Raw genomic sequence first — 21,441 nt, 5'->3', positions numbered from 1 at the left:
TTGCCATTGTTCTGCATTCATTGTTGCCGAAAACTGTGTATTCCTAATTGCCAAAAACTCTGCACTCTTAATTACCGCTTACAGATGGTGTCTCAATCATGTGTTGGTTATTGAATATTATTTGGAAATTCAGTATCTTAGCACAACCTCCGCTAGCGATGTATATCGAAGTATTCAAAAATTAAATTCAACGCGGTAAGAATCCGCACTACCCGCAGTTGAGTTATATGCTTGGCTCCAGATCTTTGGCCTGCATCCCTCGTTCTGCCATTTTAGTTTGACAGCCTCAATGGGGTCTACGTTTGGTAGGTGCACATGCTTGTCTTCATAATCCTTCACCAATACCAGCAGCAACGCCAATTCGTCTACTTCGGGGGTACTTTGTTCAGCGTGAAATATCTCCAATGCCCGGGCTACCGCCTTTGGTACCGGGCTTCCGTGTACAATACTTTCCAATCCATCTCTTTATGATTTGCACGTCAATATCATTCCCAATGCTCACTTTTGGGCTTATGCAAAAGTGTTGGAATAGAATTTTTTATAACTTCGCTGCTATCCGCGCTTTCACCAGCCGATCTACCCGATACATCATCAGCAGGCCAACCACCGAGATGGCTACGACCACATATCCAATTACATCGTAATGTTCAAGCGGACTGAAATTGGTTTGCTGAACCACGATTTTACCAGCCAGTGCCGCTGCTATTCCCCCGGCCAACTGCTGCAAAGAGGCATTGATGCTCATAAATGCACCCCGGTCTTTCAACTCGGGCACAGCACTCACGAGTGCGGAAGAAGGTACCATACGGCTGGTCACTCCTGCCATAAGCAGGACATTGAGTGCAATGGCTGCCCACAACGGAGTAATGGAAAGGTTCGTATACCAAATACACATCACCATCAGCCAAAGTGAGGCAATGACGAATAATTTATACTTGTCCATGCGATCACTGAACCGACCGATAAAAGGCATGATGACCAGGGTACTCAATCCCGAAACCATAAATAAAATGGGTAGCTGGTATTCGGTGATGTGCAGGTTATTGATGGCAAATGCACTGCCAAAAGGCATCATCATAAATCCACCTACGGAAAGCAAAGCCGTAGCGGCAAACCCGATGCGGTAGTGACGCTGGCCCAGGGTATGCAACAGATGGCCAAATGCCGATTTTTCGTTCTTAACTCCCAAATGTGCGTTGACCGGTTTCAGGTAAAATGTAATTACTCCGGTAATGAGTATACTGAGCACCGCCACCATTAAAAATGGGGCTTCCCAACCCCATCCGTTAGCTATATACAGGCCTATGGGAATACCCAGCACCTGACTGGCACCGAACGCCATTTGTACAAAGCTCATTACACGGCCGCGTTGCTGCAATTCGAATAGATCGGCCACGATGGCCATGGATATGGAGCCGATAACCCCACCAAACAATCCGGTGATGATACGCGCCGCTACCAAAAAGAGGTAGGTGTGGGCAATGCCACATAATATCGTACCGACAATGAAACCTATGTAGAAAAATAACAATAGCTTCTTTCGGTCAAATTTATCCGAGAAACCGGCAGTAAGGAAACCCGATAGACCGGCGCTAAATGCATAGGCGGATACTGCTAAACCAAATTCCGAAGGGGTTAATCGCATCGACTTCATCAAAATGTCTCCCAAAGGAGACATAATCATAAAATCAAGGATGACGGTAAATTGGGTAAGGGCTAAAATAACCACTACCAAAACCTGATAGCGGCTGAAAGGTGTTGCGCTCACGGCTGTTCGACTCATTTCTTGAAGACGCCAATGCCAGCCGATTGTTACAACCGCTTTTTACTATTTTCCCTTGCCTTGGGCCATCACCTTAACAGTCTGCAAGATAATATCTAAATCGGTCTTTAAGCTCATGGTCGACAGATAATCCAGATCGTAGTTCACCCGTTCGCACATCTGATTGACATTTTCGGCGTATCCATAATATACCTGTCCAATGGATGTAATACCGGGCTTCAGGCGGAAAAGCTGCATATACTCGGGTTTGCGCTCCTTAATCTCATCGATAAAATGCCTACGCTCCGGCCGGGGTCCCACAATGGCCATATCGCCTTTTAAAACATTCCAGAACTGGGGCAGTTCGTCAAGGTGTGTCTTACGCATGAATTTCCCCCATTTGGTAATGCGGGGATCGTCATCCGATGCCAATTGCGGACCGGCCTGTTCGGCATCCACACGCATGCTGCGGAATTTATAGATGTAAAACGGCTTTTGGTCTTTACCGATGCGTTCCTGCCGGTAGAACACGGGGCCGGGTGACGTGATTTTGGTAATCAGCGCTAACAATGCATAAACGGGCAGACCGGCAACGATCACCAATGCCGAAAATACGATATCGAACACACGCTTGAGGAAAATCGTTTCCTGATAAACCAGCAATTTCCGTTTTACCGCTTGCAGATCGATACGAAAAGGCGGTTGATAGGTAATTAATTCGTATAAACTGTTATCAACGTTATAAGCAACCTGCTGTATTTGAGTTTCTCTTATCATGATATTCACACTTAATCAACACGGATGTAAATACCAATTAAGTGCCATATTAGAAAAAAGCGGTCATTATGCGTCCTACAGCGATTTTAGGGAAATAAGGGGCAAAAAGACTACCTGAGAAGTGGGGAAAAAATCCACAGATTAGGGTTTCGGCCGGGTGATATCACCCCCAGTATGGCTTATACATCGAAAAGGCTTTACGCAGCCGGATCGGCAGCGACCGGTAGGACAACCCCAGTTTATATCCCAACCATTTGGCTACAAACGAACAGCAGACTTTGGGAAGCACCCAGGGTTTACGGCGGGCTACAAACCGGATCTCCGACTTGGCATACCGAAACCCTTCACTGTCGGCCTTGCCGAACGAATCAAAAATCCATCGGTTATCGCTATGAAATACGCCAATGTCAAAATAACGTTCAAATTCTTCACGAATACTGTAGGCATGCGAATGGTAAACGCAGGCATCGCCCACATAGGCCATTTTCCATCCATCCAGCAACAGCTTACCGGCAACAATGACATCCTCGCCCATGATGGTGCCCCGCGGAAAGCCTCCCACAGACGCCAAAGCACTCCGGCGATAGGCGGCAAATGAATTGGAGCAGGAAATCGTCTTAATGCCATAGGTAGCTGCGTCTGCCAGGCTTCGAACCTGACTTTGCGGAGGATAATTGAACAGCCGTGCATGTGCCTCCATAACCGTGGCTCCTTTGTGGGGAAGCTGCCGGCCATAGGCCATCCCAATTTGCGGATCGTCAAATGCCCGGACGATGTTTGCAAGCGCCGATTCATCGGCCGGAATGGCGTCCTGGGTAAGAAAAATATAGATGTCTGCCGCTGGATGGGTATCGACGGCCAATTGTCGGGTACCCCCATGGTCAAATCCGGTACCGCCCAGCCCCATCACCTCAAATCCGTGGGTCCGCGCTGCTTCCACCGTGCCGTCCGTGGAACCGGAATCGACTACGATACGTTGTGCTATGGGAACGGTTTGGTGGGCCAACGCTTGCAGTAACTCCGCAAAGCGACGGCCTCCATTCAATGTGGGTATATAAAGGTTTACCTTCATTGCTGCCCGTCCATTTTTGCGTGCTCCTGCACCCGGTTATTATTTATTTTGATATTCGGTGGCTGGAAATCATGGATCCAGGTACCGCCGGATGTTACAAAATTACTATCTATACGTACATTGAGGGCCGTTTTCCTCACCGTAATCGCGGCATTTTTTGCGTTGAGGATATGGTTTCCGAGCAGCGAAGCGCTCTTCGTCTTCACCAATAGCAAGGCCCCAGCTTCGTGTCCGCTTCGCAGGCGGTTGCCCTCAAACTTCAGATGTCCTTCCATATTGACGTTGACGGGGCCACTGTTGATCTCATTTTCTATGAGATCCAACGAGTCGATACGAATCGCGTTGGGCAGCATGATACTGCCAATCCGGCTGTGCCTGATATCCAGCAACTGCCCGTTGGCGTTGGCCAATAGCCGCAAAGTCTGAAAGGAGTTTCCCTCCATCCGTATGCGTTCCCACTGCCCAACCAATTCAAACGCACCATCGGTGACATTCCGGTTGGCCGTAATCTCCCCGCAACCTTCGATATACAGTGCAGGCCGGTTATTGCCAAAGGCCCGATTTCCACTGAGCGTCACGCCCGAGATACCGATCAGTGTACCGATGCCGGAACCATCCGGGGTAGATTCCCCCTTCACGAAACCGTTACCGTTGCTGTAGTTACCCGCTACGAGTGCATGAATGGCCACTACCCGCCCATGCGCCCGGTTATTGATGTCCAACGCATCGGCAGCATTGTGTTCCAGCCTATTGTTGGTGATCCGGTAATTCGTTACCCGCTCGGCGGTATTAAAGGCTATCTGAATGCCACTCATCCCGTTGTGGTGGATGGAATTTCCGTCGATTTCCACATCTCCACTATCGTGAATAAAAATCCCGTTTTCACCGTTGTGATGAATCCGGTTGCCGGAAATGGTGATGCCCTGACCCGACAACACCCGTACCGCTGTACCCGGATGGTACGTTTTCGGGGATTCCCGGGCACTCCCATACCGGGTGATGGTGGAACCCGTCACCCGGGAAGCTGTACAGCTATACCACAATACAGCCGGAAACGAACGGTTATTCAGGGAGTCGCCCGTCAGGTGGCTGTCGGCGATGGTGATGTTGCTGCATTGCGATGCATAGATGGCTTCGTTGGCCGTTTCCGCCCGGAAGGAAAGGTATACGTTGGATATCCGGTGCGCGCGGAAAAGAGGGGCATCCGAATGTTGTTTTTCGATGGCGAAGTGCGCCGACAGTTCCTTGGGCTGCTTTAGCAAGCCATCGGATACCAAATGAACATTGGGTACCAAACGAATGGTGCGCACCAGGTAGGTTCCTTTGGGCAGGTATACCGTATCCCCTACCGATGCACTGTCCAGCGCCGCCTGTATGAAACGGCTATCGTCGGTCTTTCCGTCCCCTAAAGCACCGTAATCCTTCACATTGATGCGCCGTCCCGCATCCGCAACCTCGTTTTCGGCTTGCCGATCTGCTCCGCCCCCATTACAGGCAAGGACCATCAAGCCTGTTACTATACACGTAATTCCACATAAATCAGTCCACTTCATTGCTTCAGGTGTTTATCCATGATCACGTTCCATGTATCCGCCGCGGTGCGGTCCCACGTAAATTGTGCAGACCGCTGCGTTCCTTTCTGCTGAAAATCACGGTAGCCGTCGCTGTCGTTTACCAACGCTTCGATGCCTGCTTGGATCGCCTCCACGCTATGCGGATCCACACATAGCGCGGCATCACCTGCTACCTCCGGCAGTGGGCCGGCGGTCGATGTCAGCACCGGCGTACCGGAGGCCATGGATTCGATGACCGGCAAGCCAAAGCCTTCCATCAGCGACACAAAGAGGGTAGCATATGCACCCTTATAAAGCTTCGGCAACTCCGCTTCAGGGATCCGCCCCAAAAAGCGGACCCGTTTTTCGATGCCCAGTTGTGCGATCCGTGTACACAACGTTTCGTCACCGTGCCCCGAAAGGAAAAACATAAAATCCATTGGGATGGCTGCGTGCGCGAAGGCGGTAAGCATGGCCGGAATGTTTTTGTTCTTGCGCCGGTTGCCCACATACAGAAAATAAGGTGCTTCCGACCGAAAGGCCTCGGTATTCCGCCGGTATATTTCATCCACTCCGTTATAAACGACCGTAACCAGCCGTTCGTCGATTCCGAGCAGTTCAACCAATTGCTTTTTGCTGAAATGCGACACAGTAATGATCTGCTGCGCCTTCGCCGCCAAGCGGGCAATCACCTGCTGGTAATACAGACGATGCCAGGGTGTATAATAAAACAGGTGCATCAAATCGTGGATCGTGAACACAAACGGGATGCGGCTGCGCAGCGGCGGCATAAACGAGGGACTGTAAAATACCTCGGCGTCGCTGCTCCGGATCTCACGGGCTAGCATCCACGGCGTCAGCAGGTTGCCAAGCCCCATGTTGCTTTGTATAAAAGCCGGTGAGATACCGGCAGGTATCCGCTCCATCACCTCACGGTACAGTTTGCCAATACCGGTATCGCCCGCCCATCTGCCGTCAATCAATACACGTAAGCTCATGCCCCAACCCTCCACCGCAGACGTTCCGTGCCTACCCGGTAGCTGCTACCCAGCAAAAATACCAACACCAAGTATAAAATAACATCGTTGTCGTAACCTGAGTATAAAATCAATAGAATGGCCAGCAACGGCAGGAAGGCCACCCACAAAAAGGGGCGGTTTTTCTGCTTCTCCATACAGAACCGGTAGAAATAAAACAGAAATAATACGTAAGACGTCAATCCAACGATACCAAACTCAAGGTAACAGGTAAAAAACGTATTATGGATGTGCGGTTCGCCGTGGTAAAAATCCGCATAGCGACGGAGGAAATCGCCTCCGCTCATGAACCCGTTGCCCAATGGAGAAATGGCCGTGAAATGCTGAAAGAACGCCTTCCAATACACCAGCCGGACTCCCATTCCATCGTTGGACGCCAGGATACTGTCTATCCGGATCACCTTTTCGGCCAAAAACGGAATAGCCAGCAACACCCCTATACCCAATACCACCCGCCAGCGGAAAGTTGTGCCCGCCCAAAGCAGGCAGAAAACGCCGAGAAACAGGGCCACCATCGGGGTACGCGATAGCGACAACCAAGCCAACACCCCCACCAAAAGGATCCGCCACCACACCAGGGCTTGCCTACGTACGATGGGCAGCAGTACATAGACAAACCCTAGCAATGCGATACGTGCACCAAACATATTTTTATCGTCTAACCCCCAGAAGTAATGAGAAGGATGGTACAACGCGCTGCCGTGTGCCGAACTCGGCGCACCTCCCAGCCATCGGAATCCAGCAGCCTGGTGGTACAATAGCAACTGCAATAACGTAAGCCCCAGCGCAACGTGCAATGTACTATCCACCCATCGCAATAGCCGGGTGTTATCCCGTTGGGCCAGCCATCCCACTGCGAAATACAAGTAGCAAAAATTAATCGGCAATTTCAGGAAATTGGTCACCTCCCGTTTGTCACCCGGCAGGTGAATCAGGAAGGTTAGCGATGCATAACCTATAAATATACCCAAAAATCCTACCCAATAGTGCCGGAGCAAAACCGGGGTATCCCAAAAGTAAGCCAAAGACGCCAGCAGAAACACAAACGGATAGATCTTGACAGGCAGGAAAACTGCCAGCAACGCAAGGCAAAATAACACCTCGCAAAACGTAGTTTTATAACCCGCTACCGCGTTAAGCATCCGCATGATCGGTTGTTAAGGTTTGTAGCACATGTTCATATTCCGTTACCATACGTTCCACACTGAGGTATTCGCTCACCGAGGACCTCGCCCCTGCTGCCAGCCTGTTATAACGTGTCACATCGCGCCAAAGCGTAACGAGTACCTCCCCAAGGGAATCAGGCCGGTCCGGATCGCAAAGCATTCCGTTAATCCCTTCGGCAACGGTTTCCCGCAGCCCGCCCCGGTTGCTGGCAATAACCGGCAAATTATTTGCCAAACCCTCCACGGCCACCATCCCCAACGGTTCCTCCCAGATAGAGGGAACGACCAGCACGTCAATCGTTGCATAGAAATCACCTGAATTTACATAGCCAACGAAGCAGATGCGTTTATCGTCACCGGCCAATTGCCGGAAATAGGCCAAATCTTCTTCCTTTCCACCGCCGGCGATGCGCAGGTCGCCTTCGATGCCTGATGCCTTAAATTGACGAATGAGCCATGCTACTCCCTTGGCAACCGATAACGTGCCGATATACCCCACTTTCAGCGACTGCCCTTCTTCCCGCAGATGCGGTTTGCCCACATCGGGGATAACACGCGCATTGTGTACCACATATTGGGGAACATCCCTGAAATAGCCTTGTACGGTAAACCGTTCCAGCACGCTGCGGCTAATACCCACCACCGCCCCCACGGTGTGGGATTTGCGGATATGCCTCCGGCGCAGCAACCGCCTCATCAACTCCTGAAACAGACTCCTCCCCCCCTCGTTGAATAAGGTACTATCCGGGCTTAACAGGTACATGTCGTGCAATACCTGCACAACCGGAATGCGGGCACGATGGATTTCATCCCATGCAGCGATGGACCATCCCACGAGGTTATGGCACGATACGACGGAGGGTTTTTCCTGTTGGAGCACTTCCCGCACATACCTGCCCATGGCGGAATTATAGGCATCACGCAAGTGCCATAAGAGTCTGCGGAGCTTTAGCGGCCGGTCGTTGGTAAATGGCCAGTACCCATTGCGGAGGCCGGCCCGGTACACTTTTACACCATTCACCCAATCGACGCGCATGCCGGGTTCGGGTGCCATACTCAGTACGACAACTTCGTGGCCCCTGGCCTGCATACCTTCTACGATGAGTTTTAGCGAAATCTCGGCACCACCTGCTATATAGGGATCATACAATGCGTTGATATACAAAATCTTCATAGCTGATATACCTTATCCAAAATTGCCCCGGCCTTTTGTACATTGTGTTGATCTGACACGTATGCGTATAGCCGGTGTCCCTTCGTTCCCAGGGCAATGGGGTCACGTTGCTTCAACGCCACCGCCCGTTCAATTTGTGCGGCCAACGCAGCGCGGTGCTGTTCATCGGTGTGATACCGGTAATGAAACGTATCGTCCCTATGCGACCCCAAATCTGAAATTGTACCGATTTCAGGGCAAATTACCGTTTTTTTATAGGAAAAAGCGAGAATAGCGGTTCCTGAATTGAGGCTGCTCGACAGGTCGTACGGTAAAACGATCACATCGGCCCCGGCAAGCAATGCGGCCACTTCCCCATCGGGAACGAAATAAGGCAACCAGACTACATTACGCGCACGTTGAGCACGGTCGGAGATTTCTTTTTGATAGGCATCGTCCAACGCTTTCCCGGCAATCGTCAGCCGCACGCGGTCACCGAATGTGCTGACCACATCGACGAGAAGCTCCAGGTTTTTATACGGTTTCACCATTCCAGTGAAGAGCAGTTCCAGTCTTTCGTTGCCGTGCGGGAGCGCTGGACACACGTCCCCATACACGCCGATAAAGTGGGGATGTGGAACATACACCGCTTTCTTCAATGTCTCCGCACCATAGGCCGCAAGGATTTCTTCGGACTGCCGGCTGTGGATGACAATGCGATGCGACCAGCGCACCAACAGCCGGGTGAGCGTCCGGCTGAAAAAAGCCAATCCCTTTTCGTGAGACACCCGATTGTGTAAAGTCCAAACCAAGCGCTTTCCACTCCAATGAATTACACTCAATACCAACAGCTTGCGCATAAAGCTCCGTAACGCCACAAAAAAACTGCTGTCGTCGACATTTTCAAACCAATTGAGGTGAACTACGTTAATGGACTTAAAATGCTTCCGGCTCGAAAAAATCGTATCCAACGGATGGATGCGGTATCCCCTCGCGCGAAGCTCCCCAACCAACAACTGAATGTATTGATTTTCCTCGTTGACAGGCGGATTGAAAATGATGTCCATGGGGTCTGCTAATTCAACAAATTTCTTCGTAATCCCCTCGATTTAACGGCGGATGCCACGATATCCACGAGGCGAAGCCCAAACTCTCTGCGGTGGTTATACCACATCCAAAATTTGGCGATCCGATCCGAACGCATGGACAATGCCATGGTATACCGTTTCCGCCGTAGCATCAGTTGTTCCTGTTGTCCCAATAACGTGTCGTAAACCACCTTGTCCGTTTTATCGGGCACGTGATTTTCCAAAAAATCGTGCAGCCATTGCGCATATTGCATATTGGCTTTCATTTTTTCCAAATCGTTGCCGGAAGACGTGATGGAAAGGTCGTTGCTCCGGTAGTTGAATACAGGCTTGGCGGTATGGGCGATGCCTTTTTCAGCACCGGCGAGGTAAGCCGTAACATCGTCCGACCCCCAGGCGAGGGGCAGCGGGTAAAATCCCCCCCGGCTACGCAAGGTAGCCGTACGGTATACAAAATCGGATATGTACTGGGAACGCCATTGGTTCAGGCGATGCCAGATGTGATCGCATACCCGTTCGTAGGATGGACAGGCGGGCGTCAGTCGAAGGGGCCGGCCCCGGTCGTCAATCACCACACTCCGGCAATGGTACACCTCCAAATCCGGATAGTCGTGCATCAATCGCGTAAACTCCTCCAGGTAATCCGGCTCCAAGCGGTCATCGTCGCCCATGATAACCACGTATTCCCCTTGCGCCAGTGCAAGGCATTTATTCCAATTGTCGGTAAGCCGGATCGCGCCGACGTTATGTTCGTTTTCATAATACCGGATGCGGGCATCGTCAAACCCCATGACAATCTGTTTCACCGGTTCCGGTGAACAGTCATTCAACACAATCAGTTCAAAATCGCCAAACGACTGCGCAAGGATGCTCTGGATGCACTCAGCCAGGAAACGGCTTTTGTATGCCGGGATACAGACCGAAAATTTAAGCATTGCCCCTTCCTTTCCCCATGAGTGTATCGGTTAGGTAACGGATATCAACCGGCCTCACCACAAAGATCAACAGATATAACATGTATAGGATTCCAAATATAGCCGATCCGGCGATAACCATGCCATATCCACCGGCAACCGGAAGTAAATGCAGGACATACCGGCTAATGAACAGCGTCAACACCCCACCAAACGCTGCCGGCAGGAAAGCCCGCGTAAACAACCGGAACCCATCCAGTTTCAGCACCTTTGGTATGTAATAAATGTAAAAAAAACCGATCTGAAGTACTATATACACTAAATAACCCACTACGGCTGCTCCCACCTGCAAACTGGGAGCAAAGACGATTGTAATGGGCAGTGAAACCACACATGCGATGGCCGATGAGTATACGAGAAACCTGGTTTTTCCGGTAGAAAGCACCAAGCTTGCCACCGGTGTATTGTGCATGGAAAGCAACACCGTGAGTAACCAAAGCGACAACCACAACGATAGCTTGCTGTATCCGGCTCCCATGTACAGGCGAAGGATCTCGTCGGCATTCAGGATCAGCACGAACACAATAAACACCAAGAAGATGGAAATGTATTTCGTTGCTTCAAATATCATCCGCTCGATCCGTTGCTGGTTTCCTTCGGCATAGGCCTTTGCCGAAGAAGGCAGCAGAACCTGCATAAATACGCCCCCGAAGGCTACGATGAGCATGGCGATGGTCTGAATAACCCGGTAATCGGTAAGCACCTCCATGCCATCGGCAAATTTGCCCAGCAACAGCGGCCGCAGGTTGTTTGCCGTCAGCTGGAACAATCCCATTAAGAATATGGCCAAACTGTAATTCAATATTTCACGGAAAGCACTTCCATCCCACCGGGGCAACAGTAAGGCAGTCCGGGATAGGGGAAACACCCGCAGCCGTGCGATGTAAAACGGAAGGGGGATGAGCGTGGTCAGTGTATAAGCGATAAAATAGGGAATCAGCGGCCATCTGAGCTGAATAGCCAACAACGCGACGACGAAATTCAGTATACTGCTCAGTACCGTTACCCGGTTTACATATCCCAATTCATCCTTGGCACTCAGCAGTTGGATGACCACACTGGACAGCCAGTTGAGCACGGTTGAAAAAGCAAGAATGTACATGATTTGCCGGTAAAGCGGCTCCTGGGCGGCGGTTAGGTTGAACAATTGGGGGCCGTATGCAGACATGAAAAGGAAGATGATCGCATTGAGCAATCCGACTACCCCATAGAAGACCATACTTGACCGGGATACTTTTCCGATTTTATCCCATTCGGATGCAGCCGTCCACATGGAGAAATACCGCACGGCACCCACATTAAATCCCAAATCCATCAGCCGTAAGTAAGCGTTGAGTGAAAACGCCAGTGCAATCAAACCATAGTCGGCTTTGCCATAGAAGCCCACCAGCATCGGGATGGTAACGAACTTGGCAAGGGCATCGAGCACCTTGGCCAGGATACCCCATGCAGAACCGGAAAAAATGTGCTTGACACGATTAGGCGTGCCTGTTTCGGATGATACGATGGTGTTGGGATCCATATTCAGCCACCAATATCGGCAAAAATGCCGATTGGCCAAAACTATCCCTACTCCTCAACAATCCGTTCCACAATCGTGACATCGTGGCCCGGGCATACCGAATCTTTCACCGGACAATAGCCGGTTGCACCCCGCAAAATCAGCGCACTGCCCAGCGTAACCTCAGCGAGGGAAGTCAGCGGTGTCTTAAACATCCGGGTAATTCCGGTGTAAAGCACAAAGGCACCGGCCGCTACCGACAATATCCGCTCTGAATTAGCAATGTTACGGTGATCGTTGGCTTCCCGAAGGCGCTCTTTTACATCGTCCAGTATTTCTTTGGTCTTGGTGTTCATATCGTTTAACTTCGTAATCAATTCCTTTGCATTCGCTGCTTTATAAACAATTCAATAAACATTTGGTTTTTGGAAAAGTTGTCATTTCACGTGTCACCCAGTTTCGTTACTTTTGTTATATGAAGATCGCCATCAAAAACATGGTCTGCCCGCGTTGCATACAGGCGGTATCGCAGGTATTTGCCTCCATGGACATTGTTCCTCTGGATGTCAGGCTTGGCGAAGTCATCCTTGCTGCACCCTTGACACAGGAACAACAACAGCATCTGCAGCAGAAATTAAGCGACATCGGTTTTGAGCTGTTGGATGATCAGCAACAACAGCTGGTTGAAAGAATTAAATCCATCGTCATCGAACATGTACACCAACAGGAAGACAATCACTTTGTATTTACCGAAGTACTACAAACCGCTTTGAACAAGGAGTACTCCCAGTTGAGCAAACTTTTTTCGGAGAAAGAGGGAATTACCATTGAACAATACGTGATCCTGCAACGGATGGAGAAAGTAAAAGAGCTGCTTTCTTATAACGAACTGACGCTAAGCGAAATTGCGTATAAGCTGGGTTATAGCAGTGTGGCTTATCTATCTGCACAATTCAAAAAGGTGACCGGCTTAACGCCTTCGCAATTCAAACGGTTGGGTATTAACTTACGGAAACCGATTGATCAGCTCTCAACGTAGAAGATTGGGCAGGTCATGCGCTCGAATTAGTTGCCAAGGTATCTCAACCATAAAATTTTAATCAAATGATTAAAAAATTTGGTTAAACCAAAAATCGTCTTTAGCTTTGCCCCCAACAATAGGGAGACATGGCAAAACAAACAGCAAAAAAGGCTGATTTAAGTACGGAAGAAAAAATCAAGGACGCAGCCCGCAAAGTATTTACGCAAAAGGGCTATGCTGCCACACGCACACGGGATATTGCGGAGGAAGCGGGCATCAACCTTGCACTGCTCAACTATTACTTCCGTAGCAAGGAGAAGCTGTTTGAAATCGTCATTCTGGAAAAAATGCAGATTCTATTGGGCAAGATAGGGCCCACTATTATGGATGAGCGTACCTCCATCGAACAAAAAGTGGAACAGATAGCCGAGCATTATATTGATACGCTGGTTGCAAATCCGGATATTCCCTTGTTTGTACTGGGCGAGATCCGAAATAACCCAGACAAGTTTGCAAACCTTGTCCGGACGAAAACAAAAATTGTCGATTCGGCATTTTTCAAGCAATTAGCAGAGAGACGTCCTGACATCGACCCTTTGCATTTCATTTTGAATATGCTCGGTCTCATTATTTTTCCTTTTATCGGCAAGCCGCTCCTTCAATTGATCACAGGGATTAAACCGGAGCGTGCCGTTACGCTGATGAAAGAACGGAAAACATGGATCAAAACATGGTTCCTGGCTATGTTGGAAGCCAACTAATTTTTTTATTCATACATTAATCAAATGATTAATTCAAATCAATAAATAAAATGATTAATTCCCGTCTATTGGCGATATGTGTTTGGATTTCGGTCCCACTCATCACAACAGCCCAGCTACCAGATGCGACGCTTACCCTGGCGGAAAGTCAGACGTTGGCCGAAGAAAATTATCCATTGATCAAACAGCGCAACCTCATCGCACGAAGTACCCAGTATGCGATTGAACAGGCCAACAAGGGCTACCTACCGCAGATTAACATAAGCGGCCAGGCCACGTATCAATCTGAGGTGACGAAGATTCCCATTCAGGTTCCCGGAATCGACATACCTACCCTCGATAAAGATCAATATAAATTGTACGGTGAAATAAATCAGTCTCTTTTTGACGGCGGTTCCATCAAACTTCAGAAACAAGCTATCGAGGCGAACGCACAGGTAGAAGCCCAAGCGCTGGAGGTAGAACTATACAAAATCAGGGAGCGGGTGAACCAACTTTTCTTTGGGATTCTACTGCTGGATGGGCAGTTGGGCCAAAACGAGTTGGCAAAAAAAGATATTCAAGCAGGTCTGGATAAAACCAACGCAGCAATTACCAATGGAACGGCGCTGAAAAGCAACGCCAGCTTGCTTGAGGCCGAATTACTGAAATCGGAACAACGCACCGTAGAACTACAGGCTACACGCAGCGCATATTTACACATGCTCAGCCAGTTTATTAACAGACCCTTGGATGCGAATGTTCGATTGGAGAGACCTCAGGCTCCTTCCTCTTCTTCTGAAAACAACCGTCCCGAACTGGATTGGTATGCGTTGCAACAAAACAGCATCGATGTGGACCGTAAACTGCTGACTGCCAAAAATCTTCCCAAGTTGAACTTTTTCATACAGGGGGGCATAGGCCGTCCGGCCCTGAACATGTTGAGCAATGAGTTCGATCCGTATTACTATGGAGGTATCCGGTTAAGTATTCCCATCAGCGGTTTTTACACGTTGAAGAAAGAAAAAGCATTGCTGGACATCAAAACCAAAGCCGTTGACGTGCAACGTGAAAGTTTTCTGTTCAACAACGAACTGACGCTGAGACAACAAAATACCGAATCGGCCAAATATCAGCGGTTGCTGGAAACCGACGATCGCATCATCGCGCTCCGGAGCTCGGTGAAAGAAGCTTCCCTTGCCCAGCTGGAAAACGGGGTCATCAACTCGGCCGACTACCTCCGTGAGGTCAATGCCGAAGACAATGCCAAACTGGCCAAAATTCTCCATGAGTTGCAATGGCTGATGGTTCAATACGATATCCAACACACAAACGGAAATTAGCCTACTAAAAGATCATAAAAATGAACAGCTTAAAAATCCTGACAGTTATCCCCCTCCTCTTAGCGGCGTGCAGCCATCACGAAAATGCCTACGATGCATCGGGGACTTTTGAGGCCGTGGAAACCCTTATTTCGGCCGAAACCAATGGTGTCATCAAAGCCCTGGATATTCAAGAGGGCCAAGAATTGCATGCAGGTCAAGCCATCGGTTATATAGACAGCACACAACTTTACCTACGGAAGCTGCAGCTCCAGTCGCAGATCAAAGCTGTACTCAGCAAGCGCCCCAACGTATCCGTACAGCTCGCTGCGCTGCAGGAACAGTTGAGCCAGGCAGTCCGCGAGCAGCAACGCATCACCAACCTGGTACGATCCGATGCGGCAACACCGAAACAACTGGACGATGCCAACGCGCAGGTGGCAGTCATCAAAAAGCAGATAGCTGCACAACAGTCGTCCCTGGGAATCACCTCATCGAGTCTCACGCAGGAGGCATCTCCGCTGGAAGTGCAAATCGCACAGTTGGAAGATGAACTGGCCAAGAGCCGCATTGTAAACCCCGTCAACGGCACGGTGTTGGTGAAGTATGCGGAAGCCAATGAAACCGTTACGGTAGGTAAACCGCTGTACAAGATCGCAGATTTATCTTCGATCTTACTGCGAGCCTACGTTACCGGACCGCAGTTCGACCAGCTCAAACTGAATCAATCCGTTACGGTATTGGTAGACGACGCCAAGGGCGGATACCGGGAATATCCCGGTACGGTGGAGTGGATCAGCGACAAGGCCGAATTTACACCAAAAACCATCCAGACAAAAGACGAACGCGAGAACCTGGTATACGCCACGAAAATCCGTGTGAAAAACGATGGACTGCTGAAAATAGGCATGTATGGGGAAGTGAGGTTTTAATGGTTAATGGATAGTGGATAGTGGATAATTGATAGTGGATAGTGGATAGTGGATAGTGGATAATTGATAGTGGATAATTGATAATGGATAATGGATAATGGATAGTGGATAGTGGATAGTGGATAATGGATAGTGGATAGTGGATAGTGGATAATGGATAGTGGATAATAGATAGTGGATAATGGATAATGGATAATGGATAAAAAGCGAAGTATGGTAACTGTAACTAACATCACAAAAACTTATAACAAGGGTGTCGTGAAAGCGGTGAACAACGTATCCTTTTCCGTGGCGAAGGGTGAGCTGTTTGGTCTGATCGGTCCCGACGGGGCGGGCAAGAGCAGTCTCTTTCGGATCCTTACCACCCTCCTTCTGCCGGATAGTGGCACAGCCACGGTGGCGGGATACGACGTCGTAACAGATTACCGTCAGATCCGCAGCAGCGTGGGGTATATGCCGGGGCGCTTTTCGCTCTACCCCGACCTCAGCATTGAAGAGAACCTACACTTTTTTGCGACCGTATTCAATACCACGGTGAAAGAAAATTACCACCTAATCGAAGACATTTACGTGCAGATTGAGCCTTTCAAAAAACGGAGAGCAGGTAAATTATCGGGTGGTATGAAGCAGAAATTGGCACTTTGCTGCGCATTGATCCATAAGCCTACGGTGCTTTTCCTGGATGAACCTACTACGGGCGTAGACCCTGTTTCGCGCAAAGAATTTTGGGAAATGCTGAAACGGCTCAAGCAACAGGGCATCACCATTGTCGTTTCCACTCCTTACATGGATGAGGCGACATTGTGCGACCGTATCGCACTAATCCAACAGGGGCGTATTCTTTCGATCGACACCCCCCAGGGGATCGTAGCCGCTTATCCGGGTCAGTTGTATGCTGTCAAAGCCAGGGATATGCCACGTGTTAGCCAGGTATTGACCACCTATACGCCACCTTTTATTAATTATTTATTTGGTGAATATATCCACGTTGATAGCCAGGGCATGGGTGACCGGAATCCGACTGAGTTGCTGAGGGGGATCCTGACCCAAGCGGGGCTCGATGGCATTGAAGTAACGCCCATAACACCCACCATTGAAGATTGTTTCATTAAGTTACTGACAACATGAACGCAAACGAACCGGTCATCAAAGCGGAAAAATTAACCAAACGTTTTGGCAATTTCGTCGCCACGGATGCAATTAGCTTTGAGGTCTACAAAGGAGAGATATTTGGATTTCTCGGCGCAAACGGTGCGGGAAAAACAACGGCCATGCGCATGCTCTGTGGACTATCGATCCCCTCCTCGGGAACTGCCCGCATCGCGGGATTCGATGTATACCGTCAGACCGAAGAGATCAAACGGAACATCGGATACATGAGTCAGAAGTTTTCGTTATACGAAGACCTGACCGTACTGGAAAATATTCGGTTTTTCGGGGGAATATATGGCCTCGGCAACCAGCAGCTCAAATTAAAAAGCGATGCGCTGATTGAGCGGTTGGGACTGCAGCCGGAGGCCAAGAAACTGGTTGGCGAACTACCGCTGGGCTGGAAACAGAAACTGGCGTTTTCCGTATCCATCCTGCATGAACCCACTATCGTGTTTCTCGATGAGCCTACCGGCGGGGTAGACCCGGTAACGCGCAGGCAATTCTGGGCCATGATTTACGAGGCAGCCAGTAACGGCATTACGGTATTTGTCACTACCCATTACATGGATGAAGCCGAATACTGCAATCGGATTTCCATCATGGTTGACGGTCGGATCGCTGCGTTGGGAACTCCCGGCGAATTAAAGACACAGCTGAATGAATCCTCTATGGATGGGGTATTTTATCAACTGGCACGCGGAGCGAAGAATAGTGGATAGTGGATAGTGGATAATGGATAGTGGATAGTGAACTATCAATTATCAATTATCAATTATCAATTATCAANTATCAATTATCAATTATCAATTATCAATTATCAATTATCAATTATCAATTATCAATTATCAATTATCAATTATCAATTATCAATTATCAATTATCAATTAATTCCAAGGTTTGATTTGGTTGTTTTAACAATGCTGGTTAAAAGTTTTACGAGTTCTATTGATTGCGCGGAAATATCATCAAAGGTGTCAACGCCTATGAATGCACTATCTTTTAATAATTCTAACCAATATTGGGTTTCATTTGCTTCTTTCAACGCAATATTCATTTTGCTCAGAAAGTCCTTTTTACTTTGGGCGTGTTCAGCCTCTCGAATCAACGCGCCCACAGCAGTGCCGCTTCTAAGCAGTTGTTTTGACAATACAAATTCTTTCCGGTCCGCGGTCAAAAACGTGTACAAACGAATAATATTTAAAGCAAACGAATATGATTTTGCAGCGACAAGACTTTTCTTCATTTGGGTTTTTATAAACAGACATTTAGGTAAAACTCTATAAAAGTACAATAATGCAAGGAACTATCAATTATCAACTATCAATTATCAACTGTCAATTATCAATTAAATGAAGCAGTTTGCCACATTCGTAAAAAAGGAATTCTATCACGTATTGCGTGACCGCAGGACGCTGCTCATCCTCTTTGGTATGCCGCTGGCACAGATCCTTATTTTCGGCTTTGCGCTCACCAACGAAGTGAAAAATGCCCACATTGTCATTGTTGACCATGCCAGGGACGACGCCTCTAAGTCCATTACAGAACGCATCGGTGCCAGCAACTACTTCGAAATCCGCGAGGAGGTGATGGACAGAAACCGGATGGAGAGCGCATTCAAAGAAGGCCAAATCAGGTTGGCGGTCATCTTCCCCGTCAACTTCCAACACGATCTTTTTCATCAGAACCACGCACCGATCCAGGTCATTGCCGATGCTTCCGATCCGAACTACGCAACGACACTGACCAGCTATGTATCGTCTATCATACAGGACTACCAAACCGAGCTCAATGAGACCGCTGCCCTACCCTATCGCATCACCCCGCAGATACGGATGTTGTATAATCCGCAATTGAAAGGGGCTCCCAACTTTGTACCGGGGGTAATGGCCCTGGTACTCATGCTGGTTTCGGTGATGATGACTGCGATCTCCATCGTGCGGGAAAAAGAAACGGGTACCATGGAAATCCTACTGGTCTCTCCGTTTAAGCCCATATGGGTCATTCTCTCAAAGGCAGTTCCTTATCTTATTCTTTCACTCATCAACGTGTTGTCGATCGTATTGATGAGTGTATTCGTCTTGCAGTTGCCCGTAGCGGGCAGTTGGGTACTCCTTTTTGCTGAAAGCACACTTTTTATCGTTACCAGCCTGACATTGGGAATCTTCATTTCCATCAAAACAAAATCACAGCAGGTTGCAATGCTTATCTCGCTGATGGGTATGCTGCTTCCCACGATGATGTTCAGCGGCTTCATGTTTCCCATCGAAAATATGCCCCTGGCACTGCAGGTCTTTTCGAACGTTGTTCCGGCAAAATGGTTTTATATCATTGTGAAATCCATCATGATTAAAGGCGTGGGCTTTGCGGGTATATGGAAGGAAACGCTTATCCTATTGGGGATTGCACTGTTCTTCTTTGTAGTCAGTTTAAAGAGTTTTAAGATACGCTTGGAATAGTGGATAATGGACAATGGACAATGGATAATGGATAATGGATAATGGATAGTGGACAATGGATAGTGGATAATGGATAATGGATAATGGATAATGGATAGTGGATAGTGGATAGTTATCAACTGTCAATTATCAATTATCAACTATCAATTAATTCCAAGGATAGTGGATAGTGGATAGTTATCAACTGTCAATTATCAATTATCAACTATCAATTAATTCCAAGGATAATGGACAATGGATAATGGATAATGGATAATGGATAATGGATAGTGGATAGTGGATAGTTATCAACTGTCAATTATCAATTATCAACTATCAATTAATTCCAAGGATAATGGATAATGGATAGTGGATAGTTATCAACTGTCAATTATCAATTATCAACTATCAATTAATTCCAAGGATAATGGATAATGGACAATGGATAATGGATAATCAACTATCAATTGTCAACTAAAAAAAATTTTCAATTAAAAAAAAGTGAGAACCATCCGATTTCTACTTGAAAAAGAATTCCGGCAAATCTTCCGGAACCGGGCCATTCTGTTATTGATCATGGTGATGCCAATCATGCAGCTCATCATTTTGCCCCTTGCGGCGGATTTCGAGATTAAAAACATCAACCTGTCGGTGGTGGATCACGATCATTCGCCCTATTCAAGGGAGCTGATTTCGAAAATCACCGCTTCCGGCTATTTCAGGCTGCAGGGGTACCATGCTTCCCTTCACGAAGCCTATCGGCTTATTGAACAAGACAAGGCTGATTTGGCGCTGGAAATTCCGAGCGGATTCGAACGTAATTTAATCCGTGAAAATGAACAGCAACTGTTTATCGCGGTGAATGCCATTAACGGCACCAAGGCCGGTTTAGGTGGCGCGTATTTATCGTCCATCCTACGCGATTACAATCAGGACATCCGAATGGAATGGATACCGCCTACACGTTTGCAGCCACTGCCCACTGTGGAGGTGATCCCGAAAAACCGGTTCAATCCGCAACTTAACTACCAATTTTTCATGGTTCCGGGTATTCTGGCGATCCTATTGACCATGGTGGGCGGATTCCTTTCGGCACTGAATATCGTAAAAGAAAAAGAAATTGGCACGATTGAGCAGATCAACGTGACCCCCATCCGGAAACACCACTTCATTCTTGGGAAATTAATCCCCTTCTGGATACTCGGAAACGTGGTATTCACATTGGGATTGGTGGTTTCCTGGATCATCTATGGCATTTTCCCGCAAGGGAATATATTGGCGATGTATGGGTTTGTTTGGATCTACCTGCTGGCGGTACTGGGGTTTGGGCTGCTGGTGTCTACGTATACTGAAACCCAGCAGCAAGCCATGTTCGTCATGTTTTTCTTTATGACGATTTTTATCCTGATGGGCGGTCTGTTTACGTCGATAGACAGCATGCCCGGGTGGGCAAAATGGATTGCGGCGCTGAACCCGGTGAGTTATTTGGTGGAAGTAATGCGCATGATCATCCTCAAAGGAAGCGGATGGTCTGATATTCTTCCCCACCTTGGCACCTTGTTGGCTTTTGCGGTGGTGTTAAACAGTTGGGCCATCTGGAATTACAGAAAAACGAGTTAAGGGAATATATTGATAATTATTTTTTTCAGATTGTAATTTGTTGGTCATTATTCTCGTCTACCTTAGAAACGTCGATACAGACACAAAATTATGCTTACTTTTGACTCATTAATTAAAAAAGTCAAATAGTCTATCA

The 21,441-nt window shown here is 48.3% G+C and carries 21 protein-coding genes; 8 read left to right on the top strand and 13 right to left on the bottom strand.

What is annotated here, in order from left to right:
• Window positions 1-174: 174 nt before the first annotated feature.
• From IEX60_RS23080 to IEX60_RS23025, 12 genes are all read right to left on the bottom strand, one after another.
• On the bottom strand, window positions 175-456 hold the full coding sequence (locus IEX60_RS23080) for a hypothetical protein (protein ID WP_188753764.1): 282 nt from the start codon (window positions 454-456) through the stop codon (window positions 175-177).
• 82 nt (window positions 457-538) lie between these two features.
• A complete protein-coding gene (locus IEX60_RS23075) occupies window positions 539-1,783 on the bottom strand; it encodes an MFS transporter (protein ID WP_188753763.1) in 1,245 nt (414 codons plus the stop codon).
• A gap of 45 nt (window positions 1,784-1,828) precedes the next feature.
• Window positions 1,829-2,539, bottom strand: coding sequence for a sugar transferase (locus tag IEX60_RS23070; protein ID WP_188753762.1), 711 nt, complete (start codon window positions 2,537-2,539; stop codon window positions 1,829-1,831).
• Between the two features lie 163 nt (window positions 2,540-2,702).
• The gene (locus IEX60_RS23065) at window positions 2,703-3,611 is read right to left on the bottom strand and encodes a glycosyltransferase family 2 protein (RefSeq protein WP_188753761.1); all 909 of its coding nucleotides are present in this window, start codon (window positions 3,609-3,611) and stop codon (window positions 2,703-2,705) included.
• Window positions 3,608-5,164 (bottom strand): right-handed parallel beta-helix repeat-containing protein, encoded by a 1,557-nt coding sequence (locus IEX60_RS23060; protein ID WP_188753760.1) that lies wholly within the window; start codon window positions 5,162-5,164, stop codon window positions 3,608-3,610. The genes IEX60_RS23065 and IEX60_RS23060 overlap by 4 nt, the downstream gene beginning before the upstream one ends.
• Window positions 5,161-6,162, bottom strand: a complete 1,002-nt coding sequence (locus tag IEX60_RS23055) for a glycosyltransferase family 4 protein (RefSeq protein WP_188753759.1) — start codon at window positions 6,160-6,162, stop codon at window positions 5,161-5,163. The genes IEX60_RS23060 and IEX60_RS23055 overlap by 4 nt, the downstream gene beginning before the upstream one ends.
• Complete coding sequence (locus tag IEX60_RS23050) at window positions 6,159-7,349, bottom strand: O-antigen ligase family protein (protein ID WP_229717744.1); 1,191 nt, start codon at window positions 7,347-7,349, stop codon at window positions 6,159-6,161. Before IEX60_RS23050 ends, IEX60_RS23055 begins: the two co-directional genes overlap by 4 nt.
• Window positions 7,336-8,541: a glycosyltransferase family 4 protein gene (locus tag IEX60_RS23045; RefSeq protein ID WP_188753758.1), complete on the bottom strand. Its 1,206-nt coding sequence runs from the start codon at window positions 8,539-8,541 to the stop codon at window positions 7,336-7,338. The genes IEX60_RS23050 and IEX60_RS23045 overlap by 14 nt, the downstream gene beginning before the upstream one ends.
• The gene (locus IEX60_RS23040; RefSeq protein WP_188753757.1) at window positions 8,538-9,587 is read right to left on the bottom strand and encodes a glycosyltransferase family 4 protein; all 1,050 of its coding nucleotides are present in this window, start codon (window positions 9,585-9,587) and stop codon (window positions 8,538-8,540) included. The genes IEX60_RS23045 and IEX60_RS23040 overlap by 4 nt, the downstream gene beginning before the upstream one ends.
• Before the next feature lie 8 nt (window positions 9,588-9,595).
• Window positions 9,596-10,543, bottom strand: coding sequence for a glycosyltransferase family 2 protein (locus IEX60_RS23035; RefSeq protein ID WP_188753756.1), 948 nt, complete (start codon window positions 10,541-10,543; stop codon window positions 9,596-9,598).
• On the bottom strand, window positions 10,536-12,104 hold the full coding sequence (locus tag IEX60_RS23030) for an oligosaccharide flippase family protein (protein ID WP_188753755.1): 1,569 nt from the start codon (window positions 12,102-12,104) through the stop codon (window positions 10,536-10,538). The genes IEX60_RS23035 and IEX60_RS23030 overlap by 8 nt, the downstream gene beginning before the upstream one ends.
• A gap of 47 nt (window positions 12,105-12,151) precedes the next feature.
• Window positions 12,152-12,439: a YgaP family membrane protein gene (locus IEX60_RS23025; protein WP_188753754.1), complete on the bottom strand. Its 288-nt coding sequence runs from the start codon at window positions 12,437-12,439 to the stop codon at window positions 12,152-12,154.
• Window positions 12,440-12,558: 119 nt separating this feature from the next.
• On the opposite strand from IEX60_RS23025, the gene IEX60_RS23020 reads away from it, so the two are divergent.
• The 6 genes from IEX60_RS23020 to IEX60_RS22995 all read left to right on the top strand — a co-directional run bounded on the left by IEX60_RS23020 (window position 12,559) and on the right by IEX60_RS22995 (window position 17,969).
• Window positions 12,559-13,122 carry a helix-turn-helix domain-containing protein gene (locus tag IEX60_RS23020; RefSeq protein ID WP_188753753.1) on the top strand — a complete coding sequence of 188 codons (564 nt, stop codon included), beginning with the start codon at window positions 12,559-12,561 and terminating at the stop codon, window positions 13,120-13,122.
• Window positions 13,123-13,250: 128 nt separating this feature from the next.
• Complete coding sequence (locus IEX60_RS23015; protein WP_188753752.1) at window positions 13,251-13,865, top strand: TetR/AcrR family transcriptional regulator; 615 nt, start codon at window positions 13,251-13,253, stop codon at window positions 13,863-13,865.
• Window positions 13,866-13,915: 50 nt separating this feature from the next.
• A complete protein-coding gene (locus IEX60_RS23010) occupies window positions 13,916-15,187 on the top strand; it encodes a TolC family protein (protein ID WP_188753751.1) in 1,272 nt (423 codons plus the stop codon).
• A 20-nt stretch (window positions 15,188-15,207) separates the two neighbouring features.
• Window positions 15,208-16,098 (top strand): HlyD family secretion protein, encoded by an 891-nt coding sequence (locus tag IEX60_RS23005; protein WP_188753750.1) that lies wholly within the window; start codon window positions 15,208-15,210, stop codon window positions 16,096-16,098.
• Window positions 16,099-16,311: 213 nt separating this feature from the next.
• Entirely contained in the window at window positions 16,312-17,226 is a 915-nt protein-coding gene (locus IEX60_RS23000; protein ID WP_188753749.1) for an ABC transporter ATP-binding protein, read from the top strand.
• A complete protein-coding gene (locus IEX60_RS22995; protein ID WP_188753748.1) occupies window positions 17,223-17,969 on the top strand; it encodes an ABC transporter ATP-binding protein in 747 nt (248 codons plus the stop codon). Before IEX60_RS23000 ends, IEX60_RS22995 begins: the two co-directional genes overlap by 4 nt.
• Window positions 17,970-18,130: 161 nt before the next feature.
• On the opposite strand, the gene IEX60_RS22990 is transcribed toward IEX60_RS22995, so the two are convergent.
• A complete protein-coding gene (locus IEX60_RS22990) occupies window positions 18,131-18,493 on the bottom strand; it encodes a four helix bundle protein (protein WP_188753747.1) in 363 nt (120 codons plus the stop codon).
• Between the two features lie 106 nt (window positions 18,494-18,599).
• Here IEX60_RS22990 and IEX60_RS22985 point away from each other — a divergent pair, with 106 nt between their 5' ends.
• Window positions 18,600-19,706, top strand: coding sequence for an ABC transporter permease (locus IEX60_RS22985; RefSeq protein WP_188753746.1), 1,107 nt, complete (start codon window positions 18,600-18,602; stop codon window positions 19,704-19,706).
• Between the two features lie 480 nt (window positions 19,707-20,186).
• Window positions 20,187-21,305, top strand: a complete 1,119-nt coding sequence (locus IEX60_RS22980; RefSeq protein ID WP_188753745.1) for an ABC transporter permease — start codon at window positions 20,187-20,189, stop codon at window positions 21,303-21,305.
• Window positions 21,306-21,441 lie beyond the last annotated feature (136 nt).

It is taken from the genome of Parapedobacter defluvii, assembly GCF_014642075.1.
Classification (GTDB): domain Bacteria; phylum Bacteroidota; class Bacteroidia; order Sphingobacteriales; family Sphingobacteriaceae; genus Parapedobacter; species Parapedobacter defluvii.
Note: the sequence above shows the minus strand (reverse complement) of the source record. Positions and strands in the feature narration are given on the sequence as shown.